Origin of the sequence: Pseudoalteromonas sp. TB25 (genome assembly GCF_000497995.1) — a bacterium.
GTDB lineage: Bacteria > Pseudomonadota > Gammaproteobacteria > Enterobacterales > Alteromonadaceae > Pseudoalteromonas > Pseudoalteromonas distincta.
In genome coordinates this window covers 1-13,206 of the sequence record NZ_AUTI01000317.1, presented here as the reverse complement: position 1 = coordinate 13,206, position 13,206 = coordinate 1, and the positions used below count along the sequence as shown (strand labels likewise).

General features: G+C 39.5%; 9 protein-coding genes. 8 read left to right on the top strand and 1 reads right to left on the bottom strand.

Going from position 1 to position 13,206, the window contains the following annotated elements; genetic code table 11:
* Window positions 1–111: 111 nt before the first annotated feature.
* The 4 genes from L652_RS0111825 to L652_RS0111810 all read left to right on the top strand — a co-directional run bounded on the left by L652_RS0111825 (window position 112) and on the right by L652_RS0111810 (window position 6,135).
* Window positions 112–1,167, top strand: a complete 1,056-nt coding sequence (locus L652_RS0111825; protein ID WP_024597215.1) for an OmpA family protein — start codon at window positions 112–114, stop codon at window positions 1,165–1,167.
* Between the two features lie 292 nt (window positions 1,168–1,459).
* Window positions 1,460–4,057 carry a bifunctional aconitate hydratase 2/2-methylisocitrate dehydratase gene (acnB, locus tag L652_RS0111820; protein ID WP_024597216.1) on the top strand — a complete coding sequence of 866 codons (2,598 nt, stop codon included), beginning with the start codon at window positions 1,460–1,462 and terminating at the stop codon, window positions 4,055–4,057.
* 200 nt (window positions 4,058–4,257) lie between these two features.
* Entirely contained in the window at window positions 4,258–4,890 is a 633-nt protein-coding gene (locus tag L652_RS0111815; RefSeq protein WP_007579988.1) for a 2OG-Fe dioxygenase family protein, read from the top strand.
* Between the two features lie 9 nt (window positions 4,891–4,899).
* A complete protein-coding gene (locus L652_RS0111810) occupies window positions 4,900–6,135 on the top strand; it encodes a cysteine desulfurase-like protein (RefSeq protein ID WP_024603467.1) in 1,236 nt (411 codons plus the stop codon).
* Window positions 6,136–6,155: 20 nt separating this feature from the next.
* On the opposite strand, the gene L652_RS0111805 is transcribed toward L652_RS0111810, so the two are convergent.
* Complete coding sequence (locus L652_RS0111805) at window positions 6,156–6,860, bottom strand: 2OG-Fe(II) oxygenase (protein WP_024597217.1); 705 nt, start codon at window positions 6,858–6,860, stop codon at window positions 6,156–6,158.
* A 33-nt stretch (window positions 6,861–6,893) separates the two neighbouring features.
* Between L652_RS0111805 and L652_RS0111800 the strand changes: the two genes are divergently transcribed.
* From L652_RS0111800 to L652_RS0111785, 4 genes are all read left to right on the top strand, one after another.
* Complete coding sequence (locus tag L652_RS0111800) at window positions 6,894–7,292, top strand: acyl-CoA thioesterase (protein ID WP_024597218.1); 399 nt, start codon at window positions 6,894–6,896, stop codon at window positions 7,290–7,292.
* Window positions 7,293–7,655: 363 nt separating this feature from the next.
* Complete coding sequence (locus tag L652_RS0111795; protein ID WP_024597219.1) at window positions 7,656–8,630, top strand: aldose epimerase family protein; 975 nt, start codon at window positions 7,656–7,658, stop codon at window positions 8,628–8,630.
* Between the two features lie 187 nt (window positions 8,631–8,817).
* Window positions 8,818–11,565, top strand: a complete 2,748-nt coding sequence (locus L652_RS0111790) for a TonB-dependent receptor (protein WP_024597220.1) — start codon at window positions 8,818–8,820, stop codon at window positions 11,563–11,565.
* A 192-nt stretch (window positions 11,566–11,757) separates the two neighbouring features.
* The coding region (locus L652_RS0111785) for a tryptophan halogenase family protein (RefSeq protein WP_024603466.1) at window positions 11,758–13,206 on the top strand (1,449 nt) is incomplete at its 3' end.

The following is a 13,206-nucleotide window of genomic DNA, read 5'->3' as shown; positions in this document are numbered from 1 at the left end:
CTTTATTTTTCGTTAAGTATTGATTAACAAAGGCTCAGTTAGTCTATATAAAACTGATTGAGCTAGTATCGATTAGCTACAATTTAAAATTGTTCAAATGGGAAGAAAACAATGAAATTAAAATCACTTACAATTGCAATCGCGTTGGCTGCAACTAGCGCATCTACATTCGCTGCTGATAAAGAAGAAGGTTTCTACATTGGCGCATTTGGCGACTACTATGACGCATCTTGGAAAAACATGCGTGCTCAAGCTGGTCTTGACGTAAATGAATCAACTGGCTGGGGTGTTGAAGCCGGTTACCGTTTCAGTGATTACTGGAGCGCACGTCTTGAATATGCAGATATGGATTTTAATGCTTTTGATAAAGTTGCTGGCAACCGCAACAGTATTGATGGCGAGCGTTACGGTATTGATGCTCTTTACCATTTAAATGGTGGTCCTTTCTATGGTCTTTTCGGTATTAAAGAAATGGACGTAGTAGATGACAACACATTCTTAAATGCAGGTGTTGGTTACCAACATTTCATTACAGATGGCTTATTTGTAAATGCTGAAACAGCTGTATACCAAGGTCTTGACCGTGGTTACACAGATGTAGGCGCTAAAATTGGTATTAACTACTTATTCGGCCAAAATTCAGCTCCTGTAGAGCCAGTTAAACCAGCTCCAGAAATTGTTGAAGTAGCTGTAGCTCCTACAGATAGCGACAACGACAACATTGCTGATGCAGATGATAAGTGTGCTAACACACCTATGACTGATGCAGTTGATGGCACTGGTTGTACTTTATATGAAGATAAAGAAGTAACTGTAAGCTTATTAGTGACTTTCCCTAACAATGCTTCAGCAGTATCTACTCAGTACTTAAACGATATTGAAAAAGTATCTGCATTCTTAAAAGAGTACCCAGATACAACAGTACTTTTAGAAGGTCACACTTCTTCTGTAGGTAAAGCAACTTACAACAAATGGTTATCTAAAAAACGTGCTGATGCAGTAGCTAAGCAATTAGTTTCTGATGGCATTGCTAAAGACCGTATTACTACAGTTGGTTTAGGTGAAGAGCGTCTTAAAAATGATGCAAACACTAAAGCTGCAAACGCAGAAAACCGTCGTGTAGAAGCGCATATCAAAACTATCAAAAACGTTAAAGTTTTACGTTAATTAAATAGTTTGTAATAAAAACCCAGCCAAGTGCTGGGTTTTTTTATGCCTGTAATAAATTAATATTGGTTAATGGTAATGATTCTTACTTAACAAGTATTCATGAAAATAGTTTTTACTACAACCACTATTCATAGTATTTATAATCGGTATAATCAGTTGCGTAACTGGATGGATTTTCATCTATCCATAAAAGCTTTATAATTACGCGTTAGAATACTATAAGTATTGGGTAACTTATTTGCGCTTGAAGCGCTACCGGATACTTTCACGTCACCAAGAGGGCAATATTGTGCTACAAGAATATCGTAAACACGTAGAAGAACGTGCCGCGTTAGGTATCGTACCAGCGCCATTAGATGCTCAGCAAACTGCTGATCTTATTGAATTAATCAAAAATCCACCTGCAGGTGAAGAAGAATTCATTTTAGATTTGTTCATTCAGCGTATACCAGCAGGTGTTGATGATGCTGCTTATATTAAAGCGGGCTTCTTAGCAGCTGTAGCTAAAGGTGAAACTAATTCTCCACTTGTTTCTAAAGAAAAAGCGGCAGAATTATTAGGTACAATGTTGGGCGGTTACAATATTGCACCAATGATTGACCTACTTGATGACGAAACACTTGCACCAATCGTAGTTAAAGGCCTTTCAAATACATTACTTATGTTTGATGCGTTCTACGATGTAGAAGAAAAAGCAAAAGCAGGTAATACATTCGCTAAGCAAATTATAGAGTCTTGGGCAAATGCAGAATGGTTTACTAATAAGCCAGCTGTTGCTGAAAAGATCTCAGTTACTGTATTTAAAGTAACTGGCGAAACAAATACTGATGACTTGTCTCCTGCACCAGATGCATGGTCTCGTCCAGATATCCCACTTCATGCTTTAGCAATGCTAAAAATTGAACGCGATGGTATTACACCTGATAAAGCGGGCGAAGTAGGTCCAATTACTCAGATTGAAGAATTAAAAACTAAAGGTTTACCACTTGCTTACGTAGGTGATGTTGTTGGTACGGGTTCTTCTCGTAAGTCTGCAACTAACTCTGTACTTTGGTTTATGGGCGATGATATCCCATTCGTACCAAACAAGCGTGTTGGCGGTGTATGTCTAGGTAATAAAATTGCTCCAATCTTCTTCAATACAATGGAAGATTCAGGCGCATTACCAATCGAATTAAATGTTGATGAGCTTAACATGGGCGAGCAAATCGACATTTATCCGTACGAAGGTGTTGTTAAGCAACATGGTACTGATAAAGTGATTTCTACTTTTGAGCTTAAATCTGATGTGATTTTAGATGAAGTTCGTGCAGGTGGTCGTATTCCACTAATTATCGGTCGTGGTTTAACTGACAAAGCGCGTACATCTCTTGGCTTAGGTGCAACTGATACATTTAAAGTACCAACAGCAACAGAAGTTTCTGATAAAGGCTTCACACTAGCGCAAAAAATGGTTGGTAAAGCATGTAACGTTGCAGGTATTCGCCCAGGTCAGTACTGTGAGCCTAAAATGACAACTGTTGGTTCGCAAGATACAACAGGTCCTATGACACGTGATGAACTTAAAGATCTAGCATGTTTAGGTTTCTCTGCAGATTTAACAATGCAGTCATTCTGTCATACATCAGCTTATCCTAAGCCTATCGATGTAAGCACTCACCATACGCTTCCTGATTTCATCATGAACCGTGGCGGTGTTTCACTTCGTCCAGGTGATGGTATTATTCACTCATGGTTAAACCGTATGTTATTACCAGATACCGTAGGTACTGGTGGTGATTCACATACACGTTTCCCATTAGGTATTTCATTCCCAGCAGGTTCGGGTGCAGTAGCATTCGCAGCAGCAACTGGTGTTATGCCACTTGATATGCCTGAATCTATTTTGGTTCGTTTTAAAGGCGAAATGCAACCAGGCATCACTTTACGTGACCTTGTTCATGCAATCCCTTACTACGGTATCAAACAAGGTTTATTAACAGTTGAGAAAAAAGGTAAAATTAACGAATTCTCTGGTCGCGTACTAGAAATTGAAGGCGTTGAGCACCTAACTGTTGAGCAAGCGTTTGAATTATCAGATGCATCTGCAGAGCGTTCGGCAGCAGGTTGTACTGTTAAGTTATCTAAAGAGTCTATCTCTGAATACCTAGAATCAAACATTGTTATGCTTAAGTGGATGATTTCTGAAGGTTACGGCGATGTACGTACGATTGAACGTCGTATTACTGCAATGCAAGATTGGTTAGCTAACCCAGAACTAATGGAAGCTGACGCTGATGCAGAGTACAAGCATATCGTTGAAATTGATTTAGCTGAGATTAAAGAACCTGTTCTTTGTGCTCCAAATGACCCAGATGATGCGCGTCTTCTTTCTGATGTTGCTGGCGAGAAAATTGATGAAGTATTCATCGGTTCTTGTATGACTAACATTGGTCACTTCCGTGCTGCTGGTAAGTTGCTTGATGGCTTTAAAGGTCAACTTCCAACTCAGCTTTGGGTTGCTCCACCTACTAAGATGGACAAAGACCAACTTACAGAAGAAGGTTACTACGGTATTTTTGGTCGTGTTGGCGCACGTATCGAAACTCCAGGTTGTTCACTATGTATGGGTAACCAAGCACGTGTTGCAGATAAAGCAACGGTTGTGTCTACCTCTACACGTAACTTCCCTAACCGTTTAGGTAATGGCGCAAACGTATTCTTAGCATCATCTGAGCTTGCTGCAATTGCTGCAATCATTGGTAAATTACCAACAGTTGCTGAGTACCAAGAATATGCTGCGAAGATCAATGCAACGGCGTCAGATACATACCGTTACTTGAACTTCCACCGTATGCCTGCTTACACTAAAAAAGCAGACAACGTGATTATTCAACAAGCTGTATAATTTTTAGAGTTTGTTTAAAAACCCGCTTAGGCGGGTTTTTTATTGGCTAAAATAAATATTAGATAGTTCATGCTTCTTTTTTTATATTATTGTATTAAATCTAGTCTTAAGTTGCTTTTAAAGTAAGTAATCGCGCAAAAATTCCTATCAAAATGCATTAAAATCCTCATCAATATTCTCATTATTTTAGGCGAGATTTTATGACAGCATTAAACAACCAGAATTTACTGCAACTACGTTTTGTTAACCAAGCAAATATTGATTTGGTTAAGCCTTCTTTTGATAACCTGCCTGCAAATCCTTATGCAGATGGTGCCTTTCGTAAACGTCGTTACTCAGTAGTTAAAATGCAAAATGGTGAAATAAAGTTACAACAAACCAAAGCATTTGTTCAAGATGATTCAATTAATACTTTTCAAGGTAATGTAGAGCGTACTTACGAAAACCTAGAGCAAAGTTTACTTGAGTCAGAAGGCATGAAAAGCATTGTAAATGAGTTTCGCCAACTTACCGGTATTGATGAGCAGCGTGATATTGAAATTCATCAGTTCCGTATGCTTGCAATTAACAGCGATACGCCGGCAGCGCCAGAAGGCGTACATCAAGATGGTTTTGATCATGTATGTATATGCGGCGTTTCTCATGAAAACTTAGAAGGCGGCGAGCTACTTGTATACGAAAACAAGCAAGCTGAGCCTTGTTTTAAAATGGAAATAAAAGACGGCATGTTTGCATTAATAAACGACCGTCAAGTGTGGCATAACGCAACACCTATGAACAAAATTGATGCTAGCAAACCAGGTTACCTGGATTGTTTTGTATTAACGTCTTAAGGAATAAGCATGAACATAACGCAATTACGTGAGCAGTTTCCTGCATTAATGCAAAACGTTGATGGTAAATCGCCAATATTTTTAGACGGACCAGGTGGCTCGCAGGTACCAACATCGGTGCTTAATGCGATGACTGCTTATTTAGGTCGTTATAATTCGAATTTAGGTGGCGCGTTTTTTTCTAGTGATAAAACGGTTGAGTTGATGGCTAATGCGCGCCAAGCCGCCGCTGACTTACTTAATGCACCTAGCTCACAACAAATTGTGTTTGGTCCAAACATGACCAGCCTAACATTTAGCTTTAGCCGTGCTATTTCACGCGACTGGCAGGCTGGCGATGAAATAATTGTAACCAATGCCGATCATTTCTCAAATGTATCGTCGTGGCAGCAAGCTGCAGAAGATAAAGACGTAAAGGTAAATACAGCGCTTATTAATGAAGCTGATTGCAGCTTAGATATGGTGCAATTTGAAAGCTTATTAAACAGCAACACTAAGCTTGTAGCGGTAACTTACGCTTCAAATACCACAGGTTCAATTAATAATATTAAACGTATTGTTGAGCTTGCTCACGCTGTAGGCGCACTTGTTTATGTTGATGCCGTACATTACGCACCGCACGAACTTGTTGACGTGCAAGCGCTTGATTGCGACTTTTTAGCCTGCTCTGCATATAAGTTTTTTGGCCCGCATTTAGGTATGGTTTATGGTAAAAAAGAACATTTAGACGGGTTCACACCTTACAAAGTTGAGCCAGCTAAAGACGTAGCACCAGGCCGCTGGGAAACCGGCACACAAAGCTTTGAAGCCATGGCGGGTTTTATCGCAGCTGTTGATTACATTGCAGCAATTAGCGAACTTGACGATAGTCACTCACGCCGCGAAAAGTTAAGCATAGCTTTTGCTAAAACTAAACAACACGAAATGGCGCTTAGTGAGCACTTTTTAACGCGCTTGGTAAACTACCCACGCATTAAGTTGTTTGGTATTGATGACTTTGATCGCTTAAATGAGCGTACACCTACTTTTGCTTTAATTTTTGAAGGGCTTGAGCCACGCGCCGTTTCAGAATTTTTAGGTAAGCAGCATATTTGTGTGTGGGATGGTAATTTTTACGCGCAAGGTTTGTGCAAGCAATTAGATGTGCTTGATAAAGGCGGTGTAGTGCGCATTGGTTGTATGCACTACAACACGATTGAAGAGCTAGATCAGTTGTTTAATTTATTTGATGAACTGCTCGGTTAAATAATACTGATTTTGGTGCGCTAACTCTTTGGCGCACCATATATTTGTTCTGCACGATTAAACAACACCCACGATGTTAAAATATACTTATCGTTTGATACTGGCTTATTACCTCTGTGGGTATGTGTAAAGTAGCCAGGAGCTATTACCATAGTGCCTTTTTTAGGTGCTATTTTACGATTTTGATAGTAAAACTCCGTTTCACCGCCTTCATCAACATCGTTTAAATAAAACATAAATAACAACACGCGATGCAAAGCTTCATTGTGCTGTAGCTGCGGGTAAACTTCACTATGCCAGTAAGGGTAGCCACCTTTGTTTACTTCATATTTTTGCGCTTGAATATTACCAAGTCTAAAAATTTGCTGAACTAGCAAAGGTAATTGCGGTTTACCCACTTCTTCAAAATTTTCTTGGGTTAAATCGACAACGTCGCCTGTTTTTGGGTGATAGACCTTTAAGCCAAATGCCCCAATCATCATAAAAATATGCTCTTCAACATACTTAAAAACATGCTGTGCAGTCGTTTGTTGTATATGTTTTAATTGTTGTGCATATTCGGGGTGATTATTTAAGTGTAGGTCGTGGCTGTCTTTTTTCTTTAAGTCGACACCGCCCGATGTTACCCCTTGTCTTACATGCGGGCTTTGCGCGAATGTGGAAATAAATTCATCGCAAAACTCATCGCTTAATGCGTTATTAATAACGCGTATAAAGTCCGTCATGGTTTACCTTTATATAATTATTATTGGATTTTTATGTTTATTGAAAAAGTGATGCCGCGCTTTAGCGAAACAGATGCACTCGGACACATCAACAATACCGTACTCCCTGTATGGTTTGAAGTCGCGCGTGGACCTATTTTTAAGTTTTTTACACCGGACTTAAATCCACATGATTGGAAATTGATTATCGCCAAAGTTGAAGTGTCGTTTGTGGGCGAATTATTTTATGGCCACGAAGTGACCGTAAAAACCTCTGTAGAGCATATAGGGATTAGTTCTTTTACACTTAGGCAAGAAGCATGGCAACACGATAAATGCTGCGCAATAGGAAAAGCTGTGATGGTGAGGTACGATTTTATTGCTAAATCAAAGCAAGCGCTTAGCATTGACGAAAAAGCGGCGCTTAACGAGCATATTTACCAAGGGAGTTAACCTTACAAAGCTTATATTTTATATAAGCTCATGCTGAGCTGGATTAGTGTAAATAAATAATGGCAGCTGTAATACCTATCCTCAATAATACTTAATCAATTTGAGGGATTAAATCTGACGATAACTGCGTTAAAAATTTCTGATATAGAACAATTAAATAACGAAATTTTTGCCTTGTTATCAACACGATTTTCTTTCCTCAAAATAGATCACTTAATTAAGTGAAGAGGTATAAATTTTTGTCGAGAAATTTTAACGCATTTAGATTGAGTTACAGGCTTCAGTTATATACTATTTATAATATATATTGTTGCGCCGTTATAACAGGAAATGTTAATTCGGTAATTTGATTGGAGTATGCGTGTGACATCTATTGCCAGTGACCAACCTTTACAAGTTATTCAGCTTAGTGATGGTCAAAATTTAATAGCTGAAATTTTGCCATTTGGCGCAATAATAAAAAGCATTAAATTTAAAAAACAAGAAATGACGCTTAGCGTCGATGACCCTCAATACTATCTTGAAAACCCATTTTACTTAGGCGCTACAGTAGGTCGATACGCTAATCGTATTGCAAAAGGGCGTTTTAGCTTATCTGGTACGCAGTATCAACTAGAGGCAAATAACGGTCCTAATAGCCTACATGGCGGTGTTAAAGGTTTTAATAAAGTACTTTGGCAAGTAACCAAACAAACTGAAAGTGAAGTTGAGCTTTATTATTGCTCGCCCGACGGCGAACAAGGTTTCCCCGGTGAGTTGCAGGTTTGGCAAACTATTAGCGCTAAAAACGGCGAGCTTACTCTGCACTTTAAAGCGATAACGAATAAAGAAACGCTCGTTAACTTTACCAACCATTGCTATTTTAATCTTGATGGCAGTGAGTCAATTAATGAGCATTTCGTTCAAATTAATACCGATCGTTACCTTCCTATTGATACAACTAGTATTCCACTTAATGAAGCCGCTTTAGTTTGCGGTACCTGCTTTGACTTTACTAAGCCAGCTCAAGTTGGTGAGGCCTTAAGCGCCGTTCATCCTCAGCTAGAAGCTGGAAATGGCTTTGATCACTGCTATATTTTTAATGATGACAGCAGCTTAAAGACGATGGCTACATTAACTTCGCCACACACGAACGTTAGTTTAACCCTTAAAAGTACGCAGCCAGGCATGCAGCTTTATACCGCAAACTTTGTTGGTTCGCCTTTTAAAGCACGGCAAGCTTTGTGTTTTGAAGCGCAAAATTGGCCAGATGCGCCAAATCGTGAAAATTTTCCAAAGGCTAATTTATTGCCAGCAGAGAAATACGAACAGGTTATTATTTACGCTTTTTCTGAGTGAATACAGCTCTTTAATGTTAATTAAAAGAAAATCAAAAGAAAATATACGGTAATTAAATGCTATCCATAATTAAGGAAAAGGTTGCACTTTTTGCCGGTTTAAAGTATTTATAATATAAATAGTATTTGAAACTATACGCACTACCACAACGACACAACGACTACACACAATCAGGAGTTTTTAAAAAATGATAATTAACAATAAGTTATCGTTCAACAAGAAAACCGCGCTCAGTATTGCTATCACTAGTATATTGGCAAGCGGAAGCGTTGCAGCTCAAGGCGCTGAAGGCAATACGCCTACAGTAGTAAATGAAGATGTTGAAGTTATCGCAGTAACGGGTATCCGCAGCAGCTTACGTTCATCAATGTTAGATAAAAAAGCATCTAATGTTGTTACAGACGGGATTAAAGCAGAAGATCTTGGTAAATTTCCTGATTTAAACGTAGCAGAGTCTCTGCAACGTATTACAGGTGTAGCAATTGACCGCAGTGGTGGTGAAGGCCAAGCGGTAACTATTCGTGGTTTTGGTCCACAATTTAATACTGTACTTGTTAATGGTCGTCAAATTGCGACAGACAGTGCAGGTCGTGAATTTAATTTTGATGTATTAGCGGCAGATCAAATCACCGGTGCTGATATTTATAAAAGTAATACAGCAACGCTTCAAGAAGGCGGCATTGGTGGTACGGTTAACGTAACTACAGCACGCCCTTTTGATTTTGGTGGTTTACATATTTTAGGTTCAGTTAAAGGTATGTACGAAAGCCTTTCTGAAGAAGTATCTCCATCAACATCATTTTTAATAAGTAATACGTTTAACGATGACAAGCTAGGTGTGCTTTTTGCCATCACTAATCAACAACGTAAACTTCAAAATAACCAAATTTTAACGGCAGGTTGGCGCGGTGGCCAAACAATATCTAACCCAACTGATGGTGTATTGTTTGAAAATGCCTACATTCCACGTAACTGGGACCAAGTAGTTGATGAGCAAGACCGTGAACGTACAAACGCAAGTTTAGTACTTCAATATGCACCATCTGACGATGTTACGATTACGGTTGATGGAATGATTTCAAAATTTGAAGTTGATTCGTCAGTGCGTGATTTAGCATCTTGGTTCGAACCAGACCGTGTAGGCAGCGCAACAATTGATGCTGAAACGGGTACGCTTTTAACTTTCTCTCAAGAAGTTGGCTTAGGCGCACCAAGTGGCGACCCTGCAAGCGACTTTGTATCACATACACGTAACTCACGTGACGTAACTAATAAAGCATTTGGTATTAATGTAGATTGGCAAGTAAACGAGTCACTAAAAGCAAAATTTGATGTATCTCGCTCAACAGCTGAAAACGACCGTGCAGGTAATGATCGTTTTAACGTAGTGGGTATTATTAACAGCTATACTTTTGACGGTACAGGCAGCATTCCTACCGTACAGCATGATGGCTTTGAAAATGGTTCATTGCCAGATCCAAGCCTAGCGCGTCTTCACTACAACGAAATTGGTAATCAATTTACTGATGAAGATGAAATCACTGAAGTAAAAGCCGATTTTGAATACGTGCCAGATAAAGGCCCAGTAGAGCGTATTAACTTTGGTGCTTATCGCCAAGAGCGTGAAAAATCTAGCTTCCAAATTTTTGGTAGCCAATGTCAATTTTGTGGTTACGGTACACAAGCACCGCTTGATGAAATTGATTTTGAAGCATACACAGCGAGTAATTACTTCCCTGGTTTGATCGATACATTTTATAGCTACGATGGCGATAAAATGCTTGATTACTTAGCCGATCAAGGTTTCCCAGTAGAGCCAACGCTACAAAATAACCGTTACACAATTAACGAAGACATCACTAGTTTATACATGGACTTTACGCTTGGTTTTGATTTAGCTGATATGCCAGTAACCGTTAATATGGGTGCTCGTTACTCAGAAACTGATATTGAAGTTGCTGCAATACAAAGCTTTATTAGCGATGTAGTTCCAACTTCAGATGCAACATTGTTTGCTAACGTATTTGGCCCTGCGACTAATATTGAACAAGGTACTAGCTACTCAAACTTACTACCGTCTTTCAACGTTAAGCTTGAGCTACAAGATAATATGATTTTACGTTTTGCCGCGTACGATAGTATTACTCGTCCAACTATGTCTCAGTTATCTCCTGCGACAAACTTTAACGAACCACGTCGTCAAAACTTAACGGCAAGTGGTGGCAATCCAGCACTTAAACCATTCCAATCAGAAAACTGGGATATCTCTTACGAGTGGTACTACAACGATGCTAACTTATTTAGCTTTGCAGTATTTAGTAAAGAAGTTGACGACTTTATTGTTACGTTAACGGGTGCAGAAACATACGAAATGTCTGACCGTTCAGGTCCTGATTTTGCGTGTACTACATGTACAGACCAAACAGATGACGAACTTATTGGTAGCTCAGAAGTTTACACTGTAAGCCGTCCTCAAAATGGTGAGTCTGCAACCGTAACAGGCTTCGAAGTGGGTGTTACTCACATGTTTGAAAATGGCTTTGGCTTTATTGCCAATGCGACTGTTGTGAATAGCGACATTAGTGTAGGTGATGATACAACTCAAACATTTGCACTTGAAGGTTTGGGCGATTCACAAAACTTAGTATTGTTTTATGAGCAAGACAACTGGCAAGCACGTGTTGCATTTAACAACCGTGAAGGCTTTTTACGCTTAGTTGATAACGGCTTCAATGGTGAACCAGTGAACGTAGAAACGTACGGCCAGTGGGATATTAGTGCAAGCTACGATATTAACGAAAACTTCACTATTTTTGCAGAAGGCATCAATATCACTGAAGAAGAGTTAGTACAAACAGGTCGTTTTGCTAACCAAATTTATTCAGTGGAAGATAATGGCTCACGTTACGCGTTTGGTATTCGCGGATCGTTTTAATTAATGTTTGAGGCGAACTTCTCGCCTCTTGTTTCATTGCAGTACATTAGTGCTAATACCAATTAGGTTAATTTAACAGTAATGTATATTAGTTAACCTAATTGGCTAAAATGAAGCCACATTAAATCCAAATGCCCTACCGGGCATTTGTTGTATAAAACGTTATCAAAGATACTCAAAGAGTAGTCCATTATGAATAAAACAATAAAAACAATCGCAGTAATTGGTGGCGGCACAGCAGGATGGTTGAGCGCTGCAATTATAGCTTCGTATCACCAAGGTAAAAATGGTGATGGCTTAAAAGTGATGTTGGTTGAATCGTCAGATATTCCAACAATTGGTGTAGGTGAAGGTACCTGGCCCACGATGAAAAACACACTTCAGCAAATAGGTTTGCGTGAAGTTGATGTATTTAAAGCCTGTAACGCTACCTTTAAGCAAGGTGGTAAATTTGTAAATTGGACGCACGGCAACAACGACTTTTACTACCATCCATTTACTGTACCGCTAGGCTACGGCCGCATAGATTTAGCCCCTTATTTAGATAATGTTGAAGACTTTGCACAGCAAACTAATTTTCAACATGATATTTGCGAAGCAAGCTTAGCCCCAAGAGGTATAGCGCAAGGTGAATATCAAGGTAACTGTAATTACGCTTATCACTTAGATGCCGGCGCTTTTGCAGAAATGCTTAAACAACATTGTAAAAGTAAGCTTGGTGTAGAGCATATTATTGGTACTGTTGATCAGGTAAAACTTGATGACGATGGTGCAATAAATGAGCTTACTCTAAAAGATCAAACCCGCATTATAAGCGCCGATTTATTTATAGACTGTACTGGTTTTTCATCATTGTTATTAGGCCAAGCGCTCAACGTACCGTTTAAAAAAATGGACCACGTGCTATTTAACGACAGCGCACTGGCGATGCAAGTCCCTTACGATGAAAACGATGACTCCTTAGCCAGCCATACCATAGCAACAGCGCAAAACGCTGGATGGATTTGGGATATAGGTTTAACGCATCGCCGTGGTGTAGGGCATGTATATTCAAGCAAATTTTTATCAGACGATGAAGCAGAGCAAAACTTACGAAACTATTTAGGCGATGCAGCAAACGGTTTAACTGCCCGTAAAATTAGCTTTGAGTCGGGCTACCGTGAGAAGTTTTGGCATAAAAACTGTGTTGCAGTGGGTATGTCAGCAGGGTTTGTAGAGCCGCTTGAAGCAACCGCTATTATGCTTGTTGAAATTTCAGCACGCTTTGTAGCAGAGCACATGCCAGCAGATACACAAGTAATGCCTATAGTAGCTAAACGCTTTAACGAGCAGATGGATTACCGCTGGCAGCGTATTATCGACTTTTTAAAGCTGCATTACATGCTAACCAAGCGCCCAGAACCTTACTGGCAAGCACATGTACAGCCCAATACTATTCCACAAACCCTGCAAGAAGATTTACTGCTTTGGGGAAGCCGTGGCCCGCTTATTCAAGATTTTCATGGCGCATTAGAGTTATTCCCAGCCGCCAGCTACCAGTACGTTTTATATGGTATGGGCTTCAAACCAGACTTTACTAAACAGGCTTATTTGTATTCACAAGACGCGCAAGCCAAACAAATAATTGAACGTAACAGCCAG

Coding starts and splice junctions, on each gene's coding strand:
- L652_RS0111825 (WP_024597215.1), top strand. CDS start 112: ATGAAATTAAAATCACTTACAATTGCAATCGCGTTGGCTGCAACTAGC.
- L652_RS0111815 (WP_007579988.1), top strand. CDS start 4,258: ATGACAGCATTAAACAACCAGAATTTACTGCAACTACGTTTTGTTAAC.
- L652_RS0111810 (WP_024603467.1), top strand. CDS start 4,900: ATGAACATAACGCAATTACGTGAGCAGTTTCCTGCATTAATGCAAAAC.
- L652_RS0111805 (WP_024597217.1), bottom strand. CDS start 6,860: ATGACGGACTTTATACGCGTTATTAATAACGCATTAAGCGATGAGTTT.
- L652_RS0111800 (WP_024597218.1), top strand. CDS start 6,894: ATGTTTATTGAAAAAGTGATGCCGCGCTTTAGCGAAACAGATGCACTC.
- L652_RS0111790 (WP_024597220.1), top strand. CDS start 8,818: ATGATAATTAACAATAAGTTATCGTTCAACAAGAAAACCGCGCTCAGT.